This is a genomic window from Streptomyces sp. SID14478 (assembly GCF_010548525.1).
Lineage (GTDB): Bacteria > Actinomycetota > Actinomycetes > Streptomycetales > Streptomycetaceae > Streptomyces.
The window spans coordinates 1-23,301 of sequence record NZ_JAAGMG010001108.1; the positions used below are offsets into that span (position 1 = coordinate 1).

General features: G+C 69.5%; 14 protein-coding genes and 2 pseudogenes. 4 read left to right on the forward strand and 12 right to left on the reverse strand.

Translation table 11 applies throughout. The annotated features are described in order from the left end of the window. A pseudogene (locus tag G3I40_RS47630) lies at positions 1–153 on the forward strand (NTP pyrophosphohydrolase); the annotation flags it as partial. Here G3I40_RS47630 and G3I40_RS35765 read toward each other — a convergent pair. From G3I40_RS35765 to ngcE, 10 genes are all read right to left on the reverse strand, one after another. Beyond that, the gene (locus G3I40_RS35765; protein WP_164559000.1) at positions 129–1,631 is read right to left on the reverse strand and encodes a glycosyltransferase family 39 protein; all 1,503 of its coding nucleotides are present in this window, start codon (positions 1,629–1,631) and stop codon (positions 129–131) included. The pseudogene G3I40_RS47630 and the gene G3I40_RS35765 sit on opposite strands and share 25 nt — an antisense overlap. Before the next feature lie 72 nt (positions 1,632–1,703). Then, positions 1,704–3,206: an amino acid permease gene (locus G3I40_RS35770; RefSeq protein ID WP_164559001.1), complete on the reverse strand. Its 1,503-nt coding sequence runs from the start codon at positions 3,204–3,206 to the stop codon at positions 1,704–1,706. 341 nt (positions 3,207–3,547) lie between these two features. Then, positions 3,548–5,470 (reverse strand): 1-deoxy-D-xylulose-5-phosphate synthase, encoded by a 1,923-nt coding sequence (dxs, locus tag G3I40_RS35775; protein ID WP_164559002.1) that lies wholly within the window; start codon positions 5,468–5,470, stop codon positions 3,548–3,550. Between the two features lie 183 nt (positions 5,471–5,653). After that, positions 5,654–6,943, reverse strand: a complete 1,290-nt coding sequence (locus G3I40_RS35780; protein ID WP_164559003.1) for a sugar ABC transporter permease — start codon at positions 6,941–6,943, stop codon at positions 5,654–5,656. Next, complete coding sequence (locus G3I40_RS35785) at positions 6,940–7,731, reverse strand: ATP-binding cassette domain-containing protein (protein ID WP_203645381.1); 792 nt, start codon at positions 7,729–7,731, stop codon at positions 6,940–6,942. The genes G3I40_RS35780 and G3I40_RS35785 overlap by 4 nt, the downstream gene beginning before the upstream one ends. Positions 7,732–7,939: 208 nt before the next feature. Then, positions 7,940–9,064 (reverse strand): substrate-binding domain-containing protein, encoded by a 1,125-nt coding sequence (locus G3I40_RS35790; protein ID WP_164559005.1) that lies wholly within the window; start codon positions 9,062–9,064, stop codon positions 7,940–7,942. A gap of 121 nt (positions 9,065–9,185) precedes the next feature. Next, on the reverse strand, positions 9,186–10,385 hold the full coding sequence (locus tag G3I40_RS35795; RefSeq protein ID WP_164559006.1) for an ROK family transcriptional regulator: 1,200 nt from the start codon (positions 10,383–10,385) through the stop codon (positions 9,186–9,188). A gap of 272 nt (positions 10,386–10,657) precedes the next feature. Next, a complete protein-coding gene (locus tag G3I40_RS35800; RefSeq protein WP_164559007.1) occupies positions 10,658–11,566 on the reverse strand; it encodes a carbohydrate ABC transporter permease in 909 nt (302 codons plus the stop codon). Then, a complete protein-coding gene (locus tag G3I40_RS35805) occupies positions 11,563–12,621 on the reverse strand; it encodes a sugar ABC transporter permease (protein ID WP_164559008.1) in 1,059 nt (352 codons plus the stop codon). The genes G3I40_RS35800 and G3I40_RS35805 overlap by 4 nt, the downstream gene beginning before the upstream one ends. 7 nt (positions 12,622–12,628) lie before the next feature. Beyond that, entirely contained in the window at positions 12,629–14,038 is a 1,410-nt protein-coding gene (gene ngcE / locus G3I40_RS35810) for an N-acetylglucosamine/diacetylchitobiose ABC transporter substrate-binding protein (protein WP_203645382.1), read from the reverse strand. 1,358 nt (positions 14,039–15,396) lie between these two features. Here ngcE and G3I40_RS35815 point away from each other — a divergent pair. The 3 genes from G3I40_RS35815 to infA all read left to right on the forward strand — a co-directional run bounded on the left by G3I40_RS35815 (position 15,397) and on the right by infA (position 20,526). After that, positions 15,397–19,242 carry a GH92 family glycosyl hydrolase gene (locus tag G3I40_RS35815; protein ID WP_164559009.1) on the forward strand — a complete coding sequence of 1,282 codons (3,846 nt, stop codon included), beginning with the start codon at positions 15,397–15,399 and terminating at the stop codon, positions 19,240–19,242. Between the two features lie 265 nt (positions 19,243–19,507). Further along, on the forward strand, positions 19,508–20,305 hold the full coding sequence (locus G3I40_RS35820) for a GNAT family N-acetyltransferase (protein WP_164559010.1): 798 nt from the start codon (positions 19,508–19,510) through the stop codon (positions 20,303–20,305). Then, on the forward strand, positions 20,302–20,526 hold the full coding sequence (gene infA / locus G3I40_RS35825) for a translation initiation factor IF-1 (protein WP_164559011.1): 225 nt from the start codon (positions 20,302–20,304) through the stop codon (positions 20,524–20,526). The genes G3I40_RS35820 and infA overlap by 4 nt, the downstream gene beginning before the upstream one ends. 32 nt (positions 20,527–20,558) lie before the next feature. On the opposite strand, the gene G3I40_RS35830 is transcribed toward infA, so the two are convergent. Beyond that, a complete protein-coding gene (locus tag G3I40_RS35830; protein WP_239092145.1) occupies positions 20,559–22,130 on the reverse strand; it encodes an ABC transporter substrate-binding protein in 1,572 nt (523 codons plus the stop codon). Beyond that, positions 22,127–23,301, reverse strand: a pseudogene (locus G3I40_RS35835) (ATP-binding protein); the annotation flags it as partial. The gene G3I40_RS35830 and the pseudogene G3I40_RS35835, both read right to left, overlap by 4 nt.

The window sequence follows — 23,301 nt, forward strand, 5'->3', positions numbered from 1 at the left end:
GGCGACGACCGGATCGTGGAGCTCGCGGCCGAGTTCCGGGGCCGGCCCGTCCTCGTCGTCACCGCCGACCGGGAGCTGCGGGAGCGGGTGCGCGCGCTGGGCGCCCGGGTCACCGGACCGCGCACCGTCTACGACGGCCCGTCCGGCCGGTAGCGGTACAGCACCGCCCCGTCGACCGTGCCCGCCTCCCGGTACGAGGCCAGGATGCGCTTCAGGGACCGCACCCGCTCCGGCCGGTAGGGAGCGCCTCGCGAGTCGTCGACGATCCAGGCGGGCGGGCGCGCGGCCAGCTCCCGGCGCAGGACGGGCCAGGCGCCCGCCATCGCCCACTTCTCCCCCACCTGCGGCCCGTCCCGCCCTCCGCTGTAGTTCGTGAGCAGCCCGGCCGTCAGGTACCGGCTCGCGGGCGCCCGGTCCGCCAGCCAGTACGTCTCCGGGTGCATGCCCCACACCAGGACCCGCTCGTGCGGCGCGGTGTGCGTGCGCAGGGCGGAGGCGACGCGCTGGGCGTGGACGAGGTCGGTGCGCGGGGCGCACATGCCCCAGGTCACGAAGAGGGAGCAGCAGCACACCGAGACGAGGAGCGCGTGCACGACGCGCTCCCGCGGCAGGATGGTGAGCGCCGCCGCGCCCAACAGGGCGAGGGGCGGGACGAGTTGAAGGTAGTAGTGCCCGAAGAAGTGGAAGCCGGCCAGCACCGAGGCGGCGGACGCGCCGAGCCACAGCCACAGTTCGCCGCACCCGGTGCGGGCGATGCGCAGCACGCGCACGATCGGCGGGATGATGCCCGCGCAGGCCACCGCCAGGATCGCCGCGTTGGTCAACCCCCGGCCGAGGACGTGGAGTTCGGAGCCGGCGAAGGAGGCGTAGGCGCCCGAGCCGGTCACCGTCCAGAACAGGAAGCCCGCCGGATCGGTGCACAGGGCGACCACCAGTACCGGGGCCGCCGCCCCGACGCCCAGGCGCAGCCAGTCCGTGCGCGGCGCCCGGGACCGCCACAGCAGCCAGGCGGCGGGCAGCAGCACCGCTCCCCCGGTCTGCTTGGCGAGGAACGCGCCGGCCACGGCGATCCCGCACAGGGTCCAGCGGCGCCGGTCGGCGCACCACACGGCGGCCACCGTCCACGGCAGCATGAACACCTCGAACGTGGCGGCCTGCGCGTCCTGCGGGTTGAGCCCGATCGAGGCCAGCAGGTACAGCACGCCCGCGGTGCGGCCCGCCCCGTCCCCCCAGCGGCGCCGGGCGAGCGAGGCGAGCAGCACGGCCGTGGCCAGCTGGGCTGCGACGGCGCAGACGCGCAGCGGGGTGAGCGAGCCGGAGCCGAAGACGGCGAACACGGCCTCGTACAGCCAGGGCACGAGCGGTGGCTTGCGGTCGACGACGGTGTCGTAGAGCGTGCCGCCGTGCGCCAACATCCGCGCCTGGACGGCGAGATAGCCCTCGTCGGGGTTCCACAGGGGCCGCGCGAACGAGGGGATCCGGGTGAGGCAGGCGAGGACGGCGAGCAGGGGGACGAGGCGGCGCCAGTAGCCGGCGGCGGGCGGTCTGCGGTCCGGGGCGCTGCGGCGGTCTTCGGGGGCGTACGGGGTTTCGGATACGTACGGTGATGACGTCGGCGCCTCGGTGAGCATGGGCGCCAAACTATCCGGCCCCGCAGTCCGCACCGAAGCGGGACATACGGGGCCGGGTCGCTCGCGTGGCCGTTACGCGGAGTCGCGGCTCAGCTTGCTGTGGCCGCGGCCGTACACGAAGTAGATGACCAGGCCGAGGACCATCCAGGCGAGGAAGCGCAGCCAGGTCTCCACCGAGAGGTTCAGCATCAGCCACACCGACGCGGCGACCGAGGCGATCGGCAGCACGGGCACCCAGGGGGCGCGGAAGGCGCGGGGCAGGTCGGGGCGGGTGCGGCGCAGGACGATCACGCCGAGGGCGACGACGACGAAGGCGAACAGCGTGCCGATGTTGACCAGCTTGGACAGCTCTTCGAGGGAGACGAACGCGGCGAGGACCGCGGACGCGATGCCGAGGATGATCGTCGAGCGGTACGGCGTGCGGAACTTCGGGTGGACGTCGCTGAAGACCTTCGGCAGGAGTCCGTCGCGGCTCATCGCGAAGAAGACGCGGCCCTGGCCGAGCAGCAGGATCATCACGACGGTGACGAGGCCGACGATGGCGCCGAAGTTGATGAGCCCCGCCCAGAAGGGCTGGCCGATCGCCTTGAACGCGTCGGCGAGCGGGGCGTCCGCGCTGAGCGTGGAGTACTTCTGCATGCCGGTGACGACGATCGACACGGCGACGTACAGCAGCGTGCAGATGGCGAGGGAGCCGATGATGCCGCGCGGCACGTCCTTGGCCGGGTCGACGGTCTCCTCGGCGGCGGTGGCGACGACGTCGAAGCCGATGTACGCGAAGAAGACGATGGCGGCGGCGGTGAAGATGCCCATGACGCCGAAGGCCGACGGGGTGTAGCCGAAGATCGCTTCGAGGAGCGTCGCGCTGAGCCCCGAGTTCCCGGTCAGCTCCTTCTGGGGCGGGATGAACGGCTTGTAGTTGGCTCCGACGATGTGGAAGCTGCCGACGGCGATGATGATCAGGACGACCAGGACCTTGATGGCGACGACGATCGAGGTCACGTGCGCGGACAGCTTCACGCCGGCGACCAGGACCCCGGTCATCACCAGGATCAGCAGCGCGGCGGCGATGTTGAAGCCGAACTTGCCGTCGGAGGGGCCGCGCAGCACCGTCGGCAGCGGGATGCCCCAGCTGTCGAGGAGCGACTGGACGTATCCGGCCCAGCCGACGGCGACGGTGGCCGCTCCCAGCGCCAGTTCGAGGACCAGGTCCCAGCCGATGATCCAGGCGACGAACTCGCCGAGCGAGGCGTACGAGAAGGTGTATGCGGAGCCCGCCACCGGGACGGTCGAGGCGAACTCGGCGTAGCACAGCGCCGCGAGCGCGCACACGATGCCGGCGACGACGAACGCGAGGGCGACGGCCGGGCCCGCGTAGCTCTTGGCGACGGTGCCCGTGGTCACGAAGATGCCGGCGCCGATGACGACGCCGACACCGAAGACGGTGAGGTCGAGGGCGGACAGGGACTTCTTGAGCTGGTGCTCGGGCTCCTCGGTGTCCTGGATGGACTGCTCGATGGACTTCGTCCTGAACAGTCCGCTGCGTGCGCGTCCCGCGTCTGGCTGGGTGGTCACCGGCTACCTCCGTGCGCCTTGTGCGCCTTGTCGTCCCCGACATGATCGGGACGAGTGGCCTCCGGAGCGCGGGTCAGTCACGGGGATTCATACGAAAGGGGCCGGCCGGACCACCTGATGGGTGATCCGGCCGGCCCCGATGCGAGCCCGGAGCTAGGGCCTGTCCGGCGGATCTTGTCGCGGACGCGGGGTCTGGCACGCCGACCTGCGGCGTTGTCGTCGGTTGCCAACGCTCCGCGTTGACGCCCTCCTCCGCCTTGCATCTCGACGCACCAGACCCCCCTCACCAGCACAGAACGGCACGGGCCACCTTGGCCGCGACCTGATCCGCCGGACAGGCCCTAGTCGCGTGCCGGTTCCATCTCCTGGCGCGCGGCGCTCTCGTGGCGGCCGTCGAGCTTCGAGACCAGGCCGGTGACCTGGCGGGCGATGTCGGGGGCCGTCAGGCCGATCTCCTGCATGACCTCCTTGCGGGAGGCGTGGTCCAGGAAACGGGGCGGGATGCCGAAGTCGCGCAGCGGGACGTCGACGCCCGCGTCGCGCAGCGCCTGGGCGATCGACGAACCGACGCCGCCGACGCGGGAGTTGTCCTCGACGGTGACGACGACCCGGTGGCGCTCGGCGAGCGGGGCCATCGCCTCGTCGACCGGCTTGACCCAGCGCGGGTCGACGACCGTGGTCGTGATGCCCTGCTTGTCGAGGAGGTCGGCGATCTCCAGGCACATCGGGGCGAGCGCGCCGACCGAGACGAGCAGGACGTCGGGACGGTCGCTGCCCGGCTCGCGGAGCACGTCCATGCCGCCGACCGTGCCGACCGCCTCGACCGCCGGGCCGACCGCGCCCTTGGAGTAGCGCACGACCGTCGGGGCGTCCGACACCTCGACGGCCTCGCGCAGCTGGGCGCGGACCTGGTCGGCGTCGCGCGGGGCGGCGATCCGTACGCCCGGGACGACCTGCAGGATCGACATGTCCCACATGCCGTTGTGCGAGGCGCCGTCGGTGCCGGTGACGCCGGCCCGGTCCAGCACGAAGGTGACGCCGCACTTGTGCAGGGCCACGTCCATCAGGACCTGGTCGAAGGCGCGGTTGAGGAACGTCGCGTAGACGGCGAAGACGGGGTGCAGGCCGCCCGTGGCGAGGCCGGCCGCGCTCACCGCGCCGTGCTGCTCCGCGATGCCCACGTCGTAGACGCGGTCCGGGAAGGCGTCCGCGAACTTCTTCAGGCCGACGGGCTGCAGCATCGCGGCGGTGATCGCCACGATGTCCTCGCGCTCCTGGCCGAGCCGCACCATCTCGTCGCCGAACACGGAGGTCCAGTCGGCGCCCGACGCCTTGATCGGCAGACCGGTGTCGGGGTGGATGGGGCCGATGCCGTGGAAGCGGTCCGCCTCGTCCTGGAGGGCGGGCGTGTAGCCGCGGCCCTTCTCGGTGAGGCAGTGCACGATCACCGGGCCGCCGAAGCGCTTGGCGCGGGTCAGCGCCGACTCCAGGGCCTCGATGTCGTGGCCGTCGATCGGGCCGACGTACTTGAGGCCGAGGTCCTCGAACATGCCCTGCGGCGCGATGAAGTCCTTGAGGCCCTTCTTGGCGCCGTGCAGCGTCTCGTACAGGGGGCGGCCGACGACCGGGGTGCGCTCCAGGAGGTCCTTGCCGCGGGCCAGGAAGCGCTCGTAGCCGTCGGTGGTGCGCAGGGTCGCCAGGTGGTTCGCGAGGCCGCCGATGGTGGGCGCGTACGAGCGTTCGTTGTCGTTCACGACGATGACGAGGGGGCGGTCCTTGGCGGCCGCGATGTTGTTCAGCGCCTCCCAGGCCATGCCGCCGGTGAGGGCGCCGTCACCGATGACCGCGACGACGTGGTCGCCCTTGCGCAGGACCTCGTTGGCCTTGGCCAGGCCGTCGGCCCAGCCGAGGACGGTGGAGGCGTGCGAGTTCTCGATGACGTCGTGCTCGGACTCGGCCTGCGAGGGGTAGCCCGACAGGCCGCCCTTCATCTTCAGCTTGGAGAAGTCCTGGCGGCCGGTGAGCAGCTTGTGCACGTAGGACTGGTGGCCGGTGTCCCACAGGACCTTGTCCTGGGGCGACTCGAAGACGCGGTGCAGGGCGAGGGTCAGCTCGACGACGCCGAGGTTGGGGCCGAGGTGGCCGCCGGTCTTGGATACCGCGTCGACCAGGAAGGTCCGGATCTCTCCTGCCAGCTGGTCCAGCTGCTCCAGGCTGAGCCGGTCCAGATCGCGCGGTCCCGTGATGCGGGTCAGCAGCGGCACCCGTGCCTCCTTGCAGTAGAGCTGTGAGTAGCTGGTTGAGCTGTTCGAGCTTGCCGGGCTTGTCGAGTCTAATGTTCCGCCGCCGCGAACGGCGGGCGGGCCGGGCGTTCGGAGCATGACTGTGCCCGGCGTCACCGTTGACGCCGGGCACAGTCAGACCGGGGAGGACCGGCTCAGAAGCGGTCAGGCACGGCCTGCGGACTTCTGGGTCTTGCGGGTGATCGAGTCGATGACGACCGTGGCGAGGAGCACACCACCGGTGATCATGTACTGGATCGGAGTGGCGATGCCCTGGAGCGCCAGGCCGTACTGGATCGAGGTGATCACCAGCACACCGAGCAGCGCGTTCCAGGTGCGGCCCCGGCCGCCGAAGAGGCTGGTGCCGCCGATGACGGCCGCGGCGATGACGTTCATCAGGAGGTCACCGGAACCGGCGCTCTGGTTGGCCGCCGCGATCTTGGAGGCCCAGAAGAGGCCGCCGACCGCGGCGAACAGACCGGCGATGGCGAAGACCGAGATGCGCACCGCCGTGACGTTGATGCCCGCACGGCGCGAGGCCTCGACGCTGCCGCCGAGCGCGAAGACCTTGCGGCCGTAGGAGGTGCGGCGCAGCACGAAGTCGCTGCCGACCAGGACGACCGCGAAGAGCAGCACCGCGAGCGGCAGGCCCTTGTACTGGTTGAAGATGATCGCGACGCCGAAGGCGGCGATGGCGAGCAGCACCGTGCGCATCACCAGGTCGCTCAGCGGGCGGGACGGGATGCCCGCGGCGGCGCGGCGCCGGTTGGCGAGGAACGTCGGCACGAAGTAGCCGAGGACCGCGACGACGGCCAGGATGTACGCGGCGGCGACGTCGGAGAAGTAGTAGCTGGTCAGCTTGCCGACCACGCCGTCGCCGTCGATGTTGATCGTGCCGTTCGAGCCCAGGATCTGGAGCATGAAGCCGTTCCAGAACAGCAGGCCGGCCAGGGTCACGGCGAACGCGGGCGCGCCGATCCGGGCGAAGAAGAAGCCGTGCAGGGCGCCGATCACGGCACCGGCCGCGAGGGCGGTGAGGACGGCCAGCCACTCGTTCACGCCGTGGGTGACGCTCATCACGGCCGTGATCGCCGAGGAGACACCGGAGACGGAGCCGACCGACAGGTCGATCTCGCCGAGCAGCAGCACGAAGATGATGCCGACGGACATCATGCCCGTGGCGACCATGGCGACGAAGATGTTGTTGAGGTTCTCCGCGCCCAGGAACGCCGAGTTGAGGCTCTGGAAGATCGCGGCGATAACGATCAGGCCGATGACGACCGGGACGGCACCGAGGTCGCCGCCCTTGATCTTGCGCTTGAACTCGCTGACGTAGCCCGCGAATCCCTGCTCGCGCACGAGGAGGCGGGGGTCGACGGCGGTCACGGCGGCGCCGGCCGCTGCCGGGGCGGCGTCCACGGGGCTCTGCGGCTTGTCGGTCTTGTCGATGCTCACTTCTGAGCCTCCGCGTTGCTGCGCGCCGCACGACGGGTCACGGCGTTGTCCGTGGCACCGGTGATGGCGGAGATGATCTCTTCCTGCGAGGTGGTCCTGACCTCGAACACCCCGTTGTTGCGGCCGAGCCGCAGGACCGCGACCTTGTCGGCGACGGCCTTCACATCGGCCATGTTGTGGCTGATGAGGATGACCGCGTGGCCGCGCTCGCGCAGCCGCTCGACGAGGTCGAGGACCTGCGCGGTCTGCTCGACGCCCAGGGCGGCCGTCGGCTCGTCGAGGATGACCAGCTTGGGCTCGCCGAGCATGGAGCGGGCGATGGCCACGACCTGGCGCTGACCGCCGGAGAGCGAGGCGATCGGGATGCGCACGCTGGGGATGCGGATGGAGAGCGTATCCAGCAACTCCCTGGACCGGCGCTCCATTTCGACCTCGTCGAGGACGCCGCGGCGCTTGATCTCGCGCCCCAGGAAGAGGTTGCCGACAACGTCGAGGTTGTCGCAGAGCGCGAGGTCCTGGTAGACGGTCGCGATGCCCAGGTTCTGGGCGTCGTGCGGCCGGTTGACCGCGACGGCGCTGCCGTTCCATTCGATGGCACCCTCATCGATGGGGTGCACACCGGCGATCGTCTTGACCAGGGTGGACTTTCCGGCACCGTTGTCGCCGACCAGGGCGACCACCTCACCGGCGTGGACCTCAAGCTCTACGTCGGTGAGCGCCTGGACGGCACCGAATCGCTTGGAGACCCCGCGCAACGCCAGAACAGGCGTAGCGGACACGTGAACCATCTCCTTCGCCGCCAAAGGCCTGACCCGGCGGGAGGTTGAACAGAAGAGAAGAGTTGAGGGGGGAGACTTCCGTCCGGCGCCCCGCCGTTGAGCTTGCGGGGCTGTCGGCGGCAGGGCGCCGGACGTGCTCGTCACACGGGCGCGCTCCTTCACGGTGCGCTCATGTCCCGTGCAGGACAAGGGAGTTGCCGAGGCGACTCCGGCTCGTCTAGTTCAGACCGATCTTGTCGCAGGCGGCCTTGTACTTGGCCGTGCAGATCTCGCCGAGGGTGTAGTAACCCTCCTTGATGACCGTGTCCTTGATGTTCGCCTGGGTCAGCGAGACGACCGGGACGATGACCGAGGGGACCTTCTTCTCGGTGCCGCTGTCGACGGTGCCCGTGGCGATCGAGCTGTCGAGCTTGCCGTCCTTGACGATGGAGACGGCCATCTTGGCGACGGTCTCGGCCTCCTGCGGGTACGACTTGAAGACGCTCATGTACTGGTCGCCCGTGACGATCCGCTGCACACCGGCGAGCTCGGCGTCCTGGCCGGTGACCGGGGGAAGCTTGCTCACGCCCGCGCTCTTCAGTGCGGTGATGGAACCGCCCGCCATGCCGTCGTTGGCGGAGTAGACGCCGGCGATCTTGTCCTTGCCGACCGCGGAGATGGCGGCCTCCATGTTGGCGTTGGCGTTCTCCGGCTTCCACTCCTTGGTGTCGTACTCCTTGGCGACGGTCACCTTGCCGTCGAGGACGGAGTGGGCGCCCTTCTTGAACTGGGCGGCGTTCGGGTCGGTGACCGCACCGTTCATCATGACGATCTTGCTGCTCTTGGTGGCCTTGGAGCCCATGGCCTTCAGGAGCGCCTCACCCTGCGTCTTGCCGACCTCTTCGTTGTCGAAGGAGGTGTAGGCGGCGATCGGGCCCTCGGCCAGGCGGTCGTACGCGACGACGGGGATGCCGGCGTCCTTGGCCTTCTTGACGCCCGAGGCGACGGCCTTGTAGTCGACCGCGTCCAGGATCAGGACGTCGACCTTCTTGGTGATCATCGTGTCGATCTGCTGCGACTGGAGGGTCGCGTCCTGCTTGGCGTTCAGGTAGTCGACCTTGCCCTTGCCATTGGTCAGCGTGGATATCTGCTTCTCAATGATCGGCTTGTCGAACTTCTCGTACCGAGCGGTCTGGTTCTCCGGCAGCAGCAGGCCGACGGTGATGTCGTCGCCCTTCTTGCCGCTCGACTTCGAGCTGTCGGCCTTGTCGCCGGACTCCTTGGCGGAGCCGCAAGCGGCGAGCGAGACAGCCATGGCGGTGGCGCAGAAAGCAACGGCGGCACGACGCGTACGCGTGTTCACTTCAGAAACCTCCCTGACGAGGCCGCGACGTTGCGGCCGAGGTAGCCGGAAGTCAACTCGGCCGCAACCCCAGCGTCAAGGAGTAAATCCTTAACGAGATGGCAACGGTGTCATGCGTTCTCTAAGTGAAGGCAGGTGTAGGTGCGGGCACAGATCCGTCCAAAAGGGTCGAATCGCCCATCTCGCTGAGGGCGAGCGCGAGCGCCCCGAGCACCTCCGCGCGGCCGCCCAACGCCCCGGGAAGGACGGAGAGTTGGCGGGCGGCACTGGGGATCGCATAGCGCCCCACGGACTCCCTGATGGGCCCCAGGACCAGCTCTCCGGCCTCTGCCAGGTCGCCGCCGAGGACGACCCGGCTCGGGTTGAGCAGGTTGCACAGGTTCGCGACCCCGGAGCCGATGTGCCGGCCCACGTCCGCGATCACCCGGCGGCAGCCCGGATCACCGTCGCGCGCGAGGCGCACGACGGCCTCCATGGTCAGATCGGTGCCGTGGGAGGACTGCAGCAGCGGCAGGACGTACCGGGCGGCCGTGAACGTCTCCAGGCACCCGCGGTTGCCGCAGCGGCAGACCGGGCCCGACTCGTCCAGCGTGATGTGCCCGATCTCGCCCGCGGTGCCGCCCGGCCCCCGGTAGATCTTCCCGTCGATCACGAGGCCCGCGCCGACGCCGCTGGCCACCTTGATGTACGCCAGGTCCTTGACGCCCCGGCCGCTGCCCCAGACGAGCTCGCCGAGGGCGCCCAGGTTGGCGTCGTTGTCGACGTGCACCGGCACGCCCAGGCGGCGGTCCAGCTCCTCGGCCGGCTTGGTGCCGGTCCACCCCGGCAGGATGGACGTCGACCCGAGGGTGCCGCTCTCCACGTCGATGGGGCCCGGCACGCCGAGCCCGACTCCGGCGACCTTGGAGCGGTCCACGCCGGTCGCGGCGATGAGCCGCTCGACCAGCTCCTCCGCACGGTCGAAGCCCTGCGCGGCGCTGGCGTCCACGTCCAGCGGCTCGGACTCCTCGGCGAGGACCTGGTGCGCGAGGTTGCCGATGGCGACGCGCAGGTGCGTGTGGCCGAAGTCGACGCCGATCACGATGCCCGCGTCGCCGCTGAGCGAGACGCTGCGGGCCCGTCGTCCGCCCGCCGAGGTGGGCGTGACCTCGACGGTTCCCCCGTCCTTGAGCTCGCGGACGATGTTGGAGACCGTCGCCGCGGACAGGCCGGTCGTCCTCGCGATCTCCGCCTGTGTGAGCGAACCGGCGAGCCGTACGGCACGTACGACCCGCTCCAGATTGGCCCGGTGCAGCGACGACTGCGACCCCGGAGTCTCCATTGACTCACTCCACCCTTACCCCTATGTCGGGCGGCCCCCGCGCGCTGGGCCGCCCACCGGCCCGCATCACACGGACAGTGACCGGGCCTTGTACAAGTTATGAACTCCAAGCTCCGCTGAATCGCCCAGTGGCGTCAAGCCCTTGACGGAAATCGGTTCCAGGCCGTGTCCGCCCCGGGCTACCCGCGGTAGTGCCGTCGCGCACAGGGGTCCGGCCCCGGAGAGACGTCTCTCCGGGGCCGGGCCCCTGTGCGCGACGAGTGGCGCGACGATCAGCGGAAGGTGCCCTGCGACACCGAACCGGCGATCCGGCGCTGGAAGATGATGTACACGATGAGTACGGGCACGACCGAGATCACGATCGCCGCGAACAGCGCGCCGTAGTCGATGTTGTACACCTGCGAGGACGCGTAGGCGGCCATCCCCTGGGTCAGGACCCACTTGTCCTGGTTGGTGTTGAGCGCCACCGGCAGCAGGAACTGGTTCCACAGGCCCAGGAAGTTGAAGATCGCCACCGCCGCCATGCCGGGACTGGCCATGGGCAGCATCACCTGGAAGAACGCCCGCCATTCCCCCGCACCGTCGATCTGCGCGGCCTCGTAGACGTCATGCGGTAGTGACCGGAAGAACGAGTAGAGGAAGAACATCGTGAACGGCAGCGCGAACGCGACATAAGTGAGGATCAGTCCCGGCCGCGTGTTCAGCAGCCCGAAGTTCTGCAGCTGGAAGAAGAGCGGCACGATCGCCAAGAAGACCGGGAAGGTCAGGCCGGCGAGCATCACGTAATAGATCACGCGTCGGCCGGGGAATTCGAACCGGGCCAGGATGTACGCGCACATCGCGCCCAGCAGCATCACCAGGAACAGCGCACAGACGACGACGATCACCGAATTCAGGAAGTACTTCCCGATACTCGCGTCGGTCCACGCGTGCTCGTAGTTCTCGAACCGCCAGCGGTCCGGCAGCGTGAACGGCGACGACAGGATCTCGCTGGTCGACTTGAAGGACGACACCAGCACCCACAGCATGGGCACGATCACGATCACGGACCACAGGATCAGCAGGCCGTGCGAGAGCGCCGCGAACCTGCGGTCGCTGCTCACGACGGCTCGCGTCAGCTTCCGGTCCCGCGCAGGCTTGCGGTCGCTCGCCTGCTTCCGGTCGGCGGCTATGGCGCTCACCGGGCACCTCCCTTGGCTCCGGCACGCCGAGCCTTGGCCCCAGGCGTTTTCTTCTTGCCCTCACTCTCGCCGCCGCCCGTCAGACGGTTGACGGCGAACACCAGGGCCGCGAACACCAGCGTGACGACGGCGAGGACGACCCCCATCGCGGTGGCATATCCGAACTGTCCCTTGCGGAACGCGGTGTTGAACAGGTCCTGGCTGATCGTGAGGGTCGAGTTGGCCGGCCCACCGTTCGGCAACAGGGCCTGTACGTAGACGAACGCGTCCAGCGCGGCGATGCCCAGATAGATGTACGCCGTCTGCACGCTGTCCCGGATCGCCGGCAGGGTGACCGAGATCGTCATCCGGAAACGGCCCGCCCCGTCGATCCTGGCCGCCTCGTACAGCTCGGCGGGGACTCCCTTGATCGCGGCGATGAAGAGCACCGCGTAGAACCCGACGAGCCCCCAGATGATGACGAACATGAGCGCCGGCATCGCGGTCGCCTGCTCGCCCAGCCAGGAGAACTCCTTGAAGTCCAGGCCGAGTTTGGTGAGGACGCCGTTGAGCAGGCCGGCGTTCGGGTCGTACATCTGCGCCCAGATCAGGCCGACGATGATCGCCGGCACGACGTACGGGAAGAACGAGACGATGCGGTAGAACGACGCGCCCCGGATCCCGCGGACGGGGCCGATGCTGGGCCCGCCCAGGGTGACAGCCACCGCGACTCCCAGAGCGAGCGTCAACGTCACCAGCGGTACGAAGGCCGCGAGCAGCGCGACATTGCGCAACGCCTTCAGGAAGACGTCGTCCTCGAACAACTTGGTGAAGTTGTCCAGCCCGAGGAAGTTGTAGTCCGGACTGAAGCCACGCCAGTCCGTCATCGCCCAGAAGATCGCCTGGAAGAACGGGTACAGGACGAAGATCACGAAGACGGCCAGCGGGACACCGAGGAACGCGAGGAAGAACGTCACCCGGTCGAAGGTGAGTTTGCGGCGTCGGGGACGCCCGCCGCGAGCGGCCGGCTCGGGCCGGCGGCTCGCGGTTTTGGGGTTGGTGGTCGTGTCACTCATGGCGGTGCTAGTTGACCTCGAGCTTCTTGACGGAGTCGTCTTCCCGGATCTTGTCGGAGATCTTCTGCAGAGCCGAGGTGAGGCCCTTGCGGTCGAGGTCACCGGAGAGGAACGAGTTCCACGGCACCAGCATGTCGGTGTTCATCCCGTAGGCGAAGATGAACTGGATGTTGAAGATGTTCGAGCCCGCGGCTTCGAGCATCTTGGTCTGCGAGACCAGCGCCGTCGATCCGTAACCGTCGGCGGGCACCGTGCCCTTGACGATCGTCGGGGCCTTCTTCGTCTTGGAGAAGTTGGCGGCCGCTTCCTTGGACAGCATCGCCCGCAGGGTCTCCTTGCCGCCGGCCGAGTTCTTGCCCTTCTTGGGGACGATGAACGGCTCGCCCGCCTCTGCGCGAATCGACTCGTAGGGCATCTTCGGGCTGCTGGAGACCACCATCTCCGGGATGCCGGTCATCTGGAAGTCCTTCTTGGTGGCCTTCGCCATCTCGTTCTCGATCCAGCCACCGCTCGGGTAGAGGAGCGCCTTCTGGTCGTTGCTCCAGTGCGCCTGCGCCTTCTGGAACTGGGTGCCGGAGCCGCCGGGAACGAACATCTTCTCCTTGACCATGGTCTCCATGACCTTGAGGATGTCCTGGATGGCCGGCTGCGACCAGGAGTCCTTCTCCAGCTTCTCGAGAGAGAGCCGAACCTCGTCGCCCCCCTCCTTGACCGCCCCGTTGATCAGCATGGTCTGGTAGTAGGTCGCGGCTTCCTTGCCGTGGACGAAGAGGTACTTGCCCTTCTTCTTCGCCTTCTGGCCGAGGTCGAGCGCTTCGTCCCAGGTCTTCGGCGGGGTCCAGCCGTTCGCCTCGAACAGCGTCTTCGAGTACCAGACGCCGTACACGGTCATCACGTAGTTGAGTCCGACGAACTTGCCGTTGTACGTGCCGGGCTTCTTCACGTTGGGGTAGACCGTGTCGGCGATCTTCTTGCCTTCGTAGTTGTTCGCCTCGAAGACGTCGTCGAGCTCCTCGAGCTGGTCGAGGATGCCGAGGAAGCCGATCTGGTCCTCACCGGAGTTGTCGATGAGGTCCGGCGGGTTGCCGCCGACGAACCGGGGCTGGAGCTCCGGGGCGATGTCGACGACCGGCTTGACATCGACCTTGAGGCCCTTGACCTGGCTCCCGACGACCTTGTTGGTGTACGCGACGTAGTCGGTGCCGTAGCCGCCGTTGAAGATGGCCGCGTCGACCTTGGAGTTCTCCGCGACGCCGAACGGGTTCTTGGCGCTCTTCTCGCCCTTCGGGCCGCTGTCGCTTTCGTCGTCCTTGCTGGAGGGAGAGCCACACGCCACGGCGAACGAGCCCATGGCCGCAGTGGCGATCGCCCCGCGCAGGAGCGTCCGCCTGTCAAGAGAGCCGGAACGAATGGTCATCTCTGCATCCTCACTGATCGATTGGAGCTGTACGGGTGTCCTACGTGTGCGGCTGCCGGGCCGGGCCGGCCGTGCGCTCGCCGCACTTCTCTTTGAGCGCCGTCGTCTCGGTGCCGCTCGGCGGCACCGACGGTGATCAGCTGAGCGATGCCGGAAGAGCGGTCGCCGGAGCCGCGGCCGGAGCGGCGGCCGCCCTCCGCTTGACCAGATCGCGATGGCCCACGCCGGGGTTGGATCCCATGCTCAAGTCCTCGCCTTCTCCAGGACTCAGGCGGTGCACCGGATCCTCCCCGGCACCGCGGTGATGTGCTGTGTTGTGCCGAGATCGAATCCCGGGTCCCGGGCCGGAAAGGCATGTCCGAAGGGTGTCCGGAAATGCTCCGTCCCGAGGGAACGCAGTGGAGCTGGGTGGTGCAGGAAGTCCGGGATCGGCGGAGAGGCCGGACGGTCGGTGCTCTGGCACGTCCCGCCGATTCCCCCCTTGTCCCCCGGGTCGGCCACCGGCCGAAACACGACCGAGGCAGACGCCGACAGGTATAGTCCACTCCCTGTGAGCGGGGCAAGATCGAATGCAGGTTTGGCAGTCGGTCTTTTCCGAGTTGAGACCTCCCGGAAATAAGCCGCAGTGCGGACGAAGTCGATCTTCCGAACTCCGTTGTCTACAAAGGGTGTAGCGGAATTCCGCAGTCCGGAAGCTGTCGGCGCCTCCATAGGGGGACGAGTGGCCCGAATTCGGCATTGTTGGTCATCTCGGGGCGGCGAGCGTTCGGACAGTGAACGCATCGAGGGGTTGTGCACGCCCATCGGTCCGTCCGAGGCGAACCACAGATCGCATTTGGCGCCCCGTCAGTTCGTCGGCGACTTGCCGCCGCGGGCAGCGCACAGCCGCTGCCTTCCCGTCACCGGGGCCGCCCCTCGGGGCGGCATCGTCACCGCTCCGCGCGACGGCGGCGACAGCGGCAGCGGCAGCGGCAGGCACAGCCACAGCCACAGCCACAGCCACAGCCACAGCCAAGGCGAGTGCAGAGACCCACAGAGAAGTCGACGGCATCGGCAACGGCAACGGCGTCCGCATCCCGCAGAGCGAGCGCCGACCCCATTCGCGAGCCGCCCCGAAAGCCGCCCGCGAGCCACCCGATAGCCGCCTGCGAACAGCCTCTCCCCCGCAGGTCCGCGTCGCGCGCAGCCCCCCGTGCCGCGGCGCGGAGCGCACGCCCGGCGCCGGATGACGCGCGGATGTTCCCGCGCGCGCCCCCGACACTCCTCAACACCCTTGACACCGCTGGCCACTTGCCTCCCTACTGGACCTTGCGCAGCGAACTGACAACGTTGTCGAAACGCCGGGAGGGTGCACCCGCATGCAGGGCAGAACCAGCAGGTCACGACATAGACTCGCCGCCACCGCGGCACTGGGCGCGTCCGCGCTCGTGCTCACCGCGGTCGGACAGGGAGCGGCGGCCGCGCCGCAGGCCCACAAACCGCGTCCGGCACAGGAGTTCAGCTCCTCCTTCGAGCAGGGGCAGCCCGCGCCGGACTGGCTCAACACGGTCGACACGGCAGCCGACGGCAGCAAGCGGGCGAGCGGCGTCGACAGCGGCCTGCCCACGGAGCCGGGGCCGGGCATCCCCGGCAACCTCAACAACCGCGTCACCTCCGTCCGCGCCACCAGCGAGAACGCGGACGGCGGCGAGGGCGCGGCGAACCTCATCGACGGTGACCAGAAGACCAAGTGGCTGGCGTTCACGCCGACCGCCCAGGTCGACTACGACCTGGACCGGCCGATCGCGACGGCGACGTACGCGCTCACCTCGGCCGACGACGCCGACGAGCGCGACCCGGTGGACTGGACGCTGCAGGGTTCGGTCGACGGCGAGAAGTGGACGACGGTCGACTCCCGCTCCGGCGAGTCGTTCGCCGAGCGGCACCAGACGAAGACGTACGAGATCCAACACCCGGGCTCCTACGCCTACTTCCGCCTGGACGTCACGAAGAACAACGGCGCGAGCGACGCCGTGCAGCTGGCCGACTTCCAGCTGGCCGCGGACGGCGACCAGACCCCGCCGCCCCCGCCCGCGGACATGCTCTCGCTGGTCGACCGCGGCCCGTCCTCGTCGCCGACCGCCAAGACGGGCGCCGGCTTCACGGGCAAGCACGCGCTGCGCTATGCCGGTGCGCACAAGGCGGACGGCCGCGCGTACTCGTACAACAAGGTCTTCGACGTCGACGTGGCGGTGCAGCGCGACACCGAGCTGTCGTACAAGATCTTCCCGCAGATGGCGGACAAGGACCGCGACTACGACGCGACGAACGTCTCGGTCGACCTCGCCTTCACCGACGGCACCTACTTGAGCGACCTGAAGGCCGTCGACTCCCACGGCGGGCTGCTGACCCCGCAGGGCCAGGGCGACGCCAAGCGGCTCTACGTGAACCAGTGGAACGCCGTGAAGTCCGGCATCGGCTCCGTCGCCGCGGGCAAGACGATCGACCGGGTGCTCGTCGGGTACGACTCCGCGAAGGGCCCGGCGAAGTTCCGCGGCTGGCTCGACGACCTCAGCATCGCCAAGGCCCCCAGGACGCGCCCGAAGGCGCACCTGAGCGACTACGCGTCGACGACCCGCGGCACCAACTCCAGCGGCGGCTTCTCGCGCGGCAACACCTTCCCGGCGACCGCTGTCCCGCACGGCTTCAACTTCTGGACGCCGGTGACCGACGCGGGCTCCACGAGCTGGCTGTACGACTACGCGCGCGACAACAACGCGGACAACCTGCCCACGATGGAGGCCCTGGCGGCGAGCCACGAGCCGAGTCCGTGGATGGGCGACCGGCAGACGTTCCAGATGATGCCGTCGGCGCAGTCGGGCACCGTGGACACCTCGCGGGCCGGCCGCGCCCAGCCGTTCCGGCACGAGAACGAGACGGCGACCCCGTCGTACTACGGCGTGACGTTCGAGAACGGCATGAAGGCCGAGATGGCGCCGACCGACCACGCCGCCGCGCTGCGCTTCACCTACCCCGGTGACGACGCGAGCGTGGTCTTCGACAACGTCTCCGAGCAGGGCGGCCTGACCCTCGACAAGGACAACGGGGTCGTCACCGGCTACTCGGACGTCAAGTCGGGCCTGTCGACGGGCGCGACGCGGCTGTTCGTGTACGGCGTCTTCGACAAGCCGGTGAAGGACGCCGACTCGGCGGGCGTGAAGGGCCACTTCACCTTCGACGCGGGCAAGGACCGCACGGTGACGCTGCGCCTGGCGACCTCCCTCATCGGCATCGACCAGGCGAAGGACAACCTGCGCCAGGAGCTGCCGCGGAGCAGGTCGTTCGACGCGGTGCGCAACGCGGCGCGCGCCCAGTGGGACACGCTGATGAAGAAGGTGGAGGTCGAGGGCGCGACGGACGACCAGCGCACGACGCTGTACTCGTCGCTGTACCGCCTGTACCTGTACCCCAACTCCGGTTTCGAGCAGGTCGGTTCGAAGTCGCAGTACGCCTCGCCGTTCTCGCCGATGCCGGGTCCGGACACCCCGACGCACACCGGCGCGAAGATCGTCGACGGCAAGCCGTACGTGAACAACGGCTTCTGGGACACGTACCGGACGACCTGGCCCGCGTACTCGCTGCTGACGCCCGAGAAGGCGGGTGAACTGGTCGACGGCTTCGTGCAGCAGTACAAGGACGGCGGCTGGATCTCGCGCTGGTCGTCGCCCGGTTACGCGGACCTGATGACCGGCACGTCGTCGGACGTCGCCTTCGCCGACGCGTACGTGAAGGGCGTCGACTTCGACGCGGAGGACGCGTACAAGGCGGCGGTGAAGAACGCGACGGTCGTGCCCCCGCAGTCGGGTGTCGGGCGCAAGGGCATGGAGACGTCCCCCTTCCTCGGCTACACGGCGTCGGACACGCACGAGGGCCTGTCGTGGGCGCTGGAGGGCTACCTCAACGACTACGGCATCGCGCAGATGGGCCAGACCCTCTACAAGAAGACCGGCAAGAAGCAGTACAAGGAGGAGTCCGAGTACTTCCTCAACCGGGCCCGTGACTACGTCAACATGTTCGACGGCAAGGCGGCCGGTACGGGCTTCTTCCAGGGCAAGGACGCCAAGGGCGACTGGCGCGTGAAGTCGCAGGACTTCGACCCGAGCATCTGGGGTTACGACTACACGGAGACCAACGCCTGGGGTTACGCGTTCACGGCCGTCCAGGACAGCCGTGGCCTCGCCAATCTGTACGGCGGCAAGAGCGGCCTCGCCAAGAAGCTCGACACGTACTTCGCGACGCCGGAGACCGGTGCGGCGGACGTCGCCGGGTCGTACGGCGGTGTCATCCACGAGATGACCGAGGCGCGGGACGTCCGGATGGGCATGTACGGCCACTCGAACCAGGTCGCGCACCACGTCACGTACATGTACGACGCGGCGGGCCAGCCGTGGAAGACACAGGAGAAGGTCCGCGAGGTGCTCTCCCGTCTCTACACCGGCAGCGAGATCGGCCAGGGCTACCACGGCGACGAGGACAACGGCGAGCAGAGTGCCTGGTACCTCTTCTCGTCCATGGGCTTCTACCCGCTGGTCATGGGCAGCGGCGAATACGCCATCGGTTCCCCGCAGTTCACGAAGATGACGCTGCACCTGGAGAACGGCAAGGACCTCGTCATCAAGGCGCCGAAGAACAGCGCGAAGAACGTCTACGTGCAGGGCGTGAAGGTCAACGGCCGCACCTGGTCGAAGACTTCGCTCCCCCACTCGGTCGTCGCCAAGGGTGGCGTCATCGAGTTCGCGATGGGCTCGAAGCCGTCGAAGTGGGGCACGGGCGCGGACGCGGCTCCGACGTCCATCACGAAGGACGACAAGGTGCCGGCGCCGCGCGCGGACGCGATCACCGGCACGGGCCCGCTCTTCGACAACTCCTCCGCCACGTCGGCAAGTTCGCAGTCGGTGGAGCTGCCGGTCAAGGCCGACGGCGCGAAGGCGGTGCAGTACACGCTGACGTCCGACGACAAGGCGAAGGCGCCGACGGGCTGGAAGCTGGAGGCGTCGGAGGACGGCGCGTCCTGGAAGACGATCGATGAACGCTCCGGCGAGTCCTTCACCTGGGACAAGCAGACGCGGGCGTTCAGCGTGGCGTCGCCGGGGTCGCACAAGCACTACCGGCTGGTGTTCACCGGCGGGGCGCCGACGGTGGCGGAGGTGGAACTCCTGAGCTAGCTCCGGAGCCGGATTCCGGCCGGACCCGATCGCACCGCTGGGCCGCGGGGACCTCCCCGCGGCCCAGCGGTGCGTCCGGCGACAAATGGGTGGACGCGGCGCCCGCACACCGCCTACCGTCTGCTGCGAACCGTGACGCGACCCGAGGAGGTGGGACCCCATGACCGCAGTACGCAGGTGGGTGCTCCCCTCGGATTCACGGTCCGGCGATTGACCTAGGTCGCCGGGAGCGCCCGGACAGGGCACTCCCGAAAGGCACAGACCTATGGAATCAACGCATTCATCAGCGCACTCACCCCGCACGACAGTGATCGTCCGCGTCGCCGAGCGGCACTGGCACGCGCTGGAGGACGACGAGGTCGTCGGCCGCGGCGCCGCGTGGCCCCGGCACGACGGACGGCTCTTCCTCAGCATCGACGCCTGGCACGACGCGACGTTCGACCTGCTGGCCGCGGCGATGCTGGCGGACCTGCCGAGGCCGCTCCACACGATCGTCGACGCGTGCGACCTCCCCCTCGCGTCCCAGTGGGAGCGCGTGGGCTTCACGGTCCGCCGCCGCGAGTGGGTGTGCCTCGTACCCACCGACCCGCAGGTCACGGGGCTCGGCGCGGTTCGGCCGCCGCCGGGCGTGACGATCCTGCCGCTCGGCGCGGCGGACAAGGGCCCGCTGCGCGCGCTGGACCGGGTGATCCGGGCCGAGGTGGCGGCGTCCGTCGGCTGGCAGGAGATGCCGGCCGAGGTGCTGCCGCGCCTCGACGACTCCACCGTGGTGGACCCGACGAAGTATGCGGTGGCCGCGGAGGGGGACGACTACGTGGGGCTGCTGCGGGTGGCTCCGGTGCCCCGGCAGCCGCGGATCGGCCTCCTCGCGGTCCGGGCAGGCCGGCAGCGCCGCGGCATCGCGCGGGCGCTTCTCGCCGAGGTCCTCGGCTCCCTGCACCGCTCCGGGGTCGGGGCGGCGTCGGCCGAGGCGAGCGAGCTCAACGAGGCGGCCACCGCGCTCTTCGACGGCGTCGGCGCCGAGCGTGCGAGCAGCAACCTGGAGCTGGTGCTTCCCTCATGACCAGGACGAATCCCGGCATCCAGATCGAGGGCACCGTCGTCGAGTGCCTGCGCAACGCCACGTTCCAGGTGGAGTTGGAGAACGGGCACAAGGTGCTCGCGCACATCAGCGGCAAGATCCGGAAGAACTACATCAAGATCCTGCTCGCCGACCGCGTGCTCGTGGAGCTCAGCCCCTACGACCTGACGCGGGGGCGGATCGTCTTCCGCTACCGCGCCTGAGGAGGGAGCGGCCTCGCCTGCCCCGGGGTGGTTCACCCGGGGCAGGCGCCCGCCTCGGCGCCCCGGTACGTGCGGTACGGGGAGCGGCTCTTGGTCGCGCCTGCGGGGAACTCGACGACCGGGACCGGCTTGCAGACCGCCCACTGGTCGTTCTCGCCGGGGCCGCCGAAGCCGTAGGTGCCGCTCGCGCCCACCAGGCAGCCGCTGGTGCAGGACGGGCCGTCGATGGTCGAGGTGGTCAGGGTGCTGTAGAGGTCCTTGGCCTTGGGCAGCGGGGAGGGCTCGGCACTGGGCGCACCGCCGTCGTTGACCTCGCTGTACGTGCTGTCCATCGCGTCGGCCAGCAGCTTGAAGCCGTCGTAGTACATCGCCGCGTACCCGTCGGAGAGCGGCGAGGCGCCCAGCGCGTACGTCTTCTGCAGTTGCCGGAAGCGGTCCAGGAAGGCGGCGGAGCCCCGGGGCGGGGTCCCCTTGCCGTCCGCCCAGGCGGGGTCGTAGGCGGAGGCGTCGACGATGGTCGCGTTGACGCTCTTCAGGCTGCTCTCGATGGCCTTGGTGGTGAGGGTGGGTTCGAGCCCTATGCCGATCTTGAGGATCCGCACCTTCTGGCTGCGGTCGCAACTCCCCTCGTCCGCGAGGCGGTTGATGAACGCGGGCAGGTCCTGGTCGCGGCCCGCGAAGAAGACGGTGTCCACCTTCTTGCGGCAGATCTTCTCGGCCGCGTCGGCGAACCGCTGCGGGATGCCCTGGTCGTCACCGGACGAGCCGACGAAGTGGGAGTTGTTGGTCTTCAGGTCGTAGCGGCGGCCGAAGCGCCTCTCGAACACGGACCGCAGGTCCTGCGAGTAGACGTCGCCCTCGCGGCTGTCCCAGACGAGGACACCGCGCCCGTTGCCCCGGTGTGCCTTCAGGTACGCGTCGAGGGCGTGGGAGAACTGCTCGTTGTTGGGTGAGGTCTTGAAGAAGTACCGGGAGTTCATCGAGGCCGCGGTGATCACGGGGCCGACGGTGGGGATGGAGCGGTGCGACAGGGCGGCGACGGCGTCGCGCGTCTCGGTCGTGCTGCTGGGGATGCCGGTCACCCCGACCAACGGCGCCTCGTCGTCCCCGGTGAGGTCGTCGAGCCGGTCCACGACGCTCTCCCACTGGTCGAGGTCGCGGCCGTCGGGGGCGAGCAGGAGCTGGTAGTGGGGGCCGCCGGACCCGTTCGCCTGCTGCTGGGACGCGAGCGCGCCGGCCAGGCCGCGCTGGATCATCTCGCGGGTCATCGCACTGGTGGTGTCCGACGTGAACGGCATCATCAGCGCGATCCGCACGTACGGGATGCGGGCCGCGTTGCCCTGCGGGTCGTCCCATTGGCGCTTCACGCGCGCGTTCTCGTCCGCCACGGCGCGGATCAGGCCGTCGGTGGTGGCGTCGCCCGTCTCGAAGGCCCGCGCGGTGACACCGACACAGTCGTCACCGCGCTTGTCCATGCCGTCGCCGCACGGGCCCGGCCGGGTCTGCTGCCACAGGACGACGCCGCCGACCAGGGCGAGGACGACGGCCAGGGCGACGCACCAATCCAGCGGACCCCACTCCTTGGGGCGGCCACGGAACATCATGATCCTTCGATGGCGGGGATGGGCAGGAGCTGTCTCCTGCGGGCGGCGGGCGGCCAGTCGCGGGCACCTCGGCCGAGCGCCGCGTACCAGGTGGGGTGGCGCCGGGAGAGGAAACCGAGTTCGTCGCCGACGGCCTGGCACAGCGTCTCGGCGTCGGGGTCGATGGCGGCGTCCGCGTACGGCTCGGACAGGTACCACAGGGCGTGCAGGAGGCGGTTGATGCCACGGCCGGCCTCGTCGAGGTGGGTGAAGCGGGCGGCGTGCTCGCCGAGCGCGATCTGTACCCGCTCGTCGGTCCAGGGGGCGGCGCCGTCGGGCGCGCTGCCGGCGGGCGGCGTCGGGGCGGACGCGCAGCGGCGCAGGCACAACAGCCAGTGCTCGACGCTCTGTTCGGCCTCCTCGGCGCCGAACTCGTCGGCGAGCATGTCGACCACCTGCGCGGCGTTGCCCGTGGCGAGGCTGTGCCGCAGCGCGTCGGCCTCCTCGGTGTCGGCCCTCCGCACGTGGTGCAGGTGCAGGAAGCGGTGGATCCGGTGCCAGCTGTGCGGATCGTCGGAGTGCGGGGAGGTGCGGCGGGCCTCGTGGACGAGGAGCGTCTGCAGCAACGCGTGCTCCACCAACGGCAGTTCGGGCGGTACGGGCCGCTGCCACTGCCGCTCCACCAGGTACTGTGCGGCCGCGTTCACGGGGAGCTGTTCGGGGCCGTCCAGGCCCAGGTCCTGGGCGAGCGCGGCGGCGGCCTCGTGGTCCCTGGCGAGGCAGAGCACGACGAGCCGCTCGCGCTGGCGGCGGTCCGGCAGCAGCTCCTCCAGGAGCACCTGGGTGACGGGCCGGCCGTTCTCGGTCTCCAGGTCGAGCAGGTCCTTGGGGGTGACGGAGCGGTTCTTCCCCGCGGCGTGCACGACGGCGTCGCACAGTAGCGTGCCGGCCAGCGGGTGCCCGCCGGTCAGGGCGTGCAGCGCGGAGGCCAGGTGGGGGTGGAGCAGCCGGGACGAGGCCCGGTCGAGCATGGCCAGGACGTCGTCGCGGCCGAGGGGGGTGAGCGGCACGACGAGCAGCCCGGCGGACGGGTCGTGCCCGGTGCGCTGCCAGACGTGCGTGAGGTGGTCGCGCTGCGGGCCGCCGGCCGGGGGCAGCAGGTCGTCGAGTGCGCGGCGCACGGCGTGCGGGG

Bases quoted from the DNA above. Each gene is read 5' to 3' on its own strand.
- G3I40_RS35765 (WP_164559000.1), bottom strand. From the start codon at position 1,631: ATGCTCACCGAGGCGCCGACGTCATCACCGTACGTATCCGAAACCCCG.
- G3I40_RS35785 (WP_203645381.1), bottom strand. From the start codon at position 7,731: ATGGTTCACGTGTCCGCTACGCCTGTTCTGGCGTTGCGCGGGGTCTCC.
- G3I40_RS35795 (WP_164559006.1), bottom strand. From the start codon at position 10,385: ATGGAGACTCCGGGGTCGCAGTCGTCGCTGCACCGGGCCAATCTGGAG.
- G3I40_RS35805 (WP_164559008.1), bottom strand. From the start codon at position 12,621: ATGAGTGACACGACCACCAACCCCAAAACCGCGAGCCGCCGGCCCGAG.
- ngcE (WP_203645382.1), bottom strand. From the start codon at position 14,038: ATGACCATTCGTTCCGGCTCTCTTGACAGGCGGACGCTCCTGCGCGGG.
- G3I40_RS35815 (WP_164559009.1), top strand. From the start codon at position 15,397: ATGCAGGGCAGAACCAGCAGGTCACGACATAGACTCGCCGCCACCGCG.
- G3I40_RS35820 (WP_164559010.1), top strand. From the start codon at position 19,508: ATGGAATCAACGCATTCATCAGCGCACTCACCCCGCACGACAGTGATC.
- infA (WP_164559011.1), top strand. From the start codon at position 20,302: ATGACCAGGACGAATCCCGGCATCCAGATCGAGGGCACCGTCGTCGAG.
- G3I40_RS35830 (WP_239092145.1), bottom strand. From the start codon at position 22,130: ATGATGTTCCGTGGCCGCCCCAAGGAGTGGGGTCCGCTGGATTGGTGC.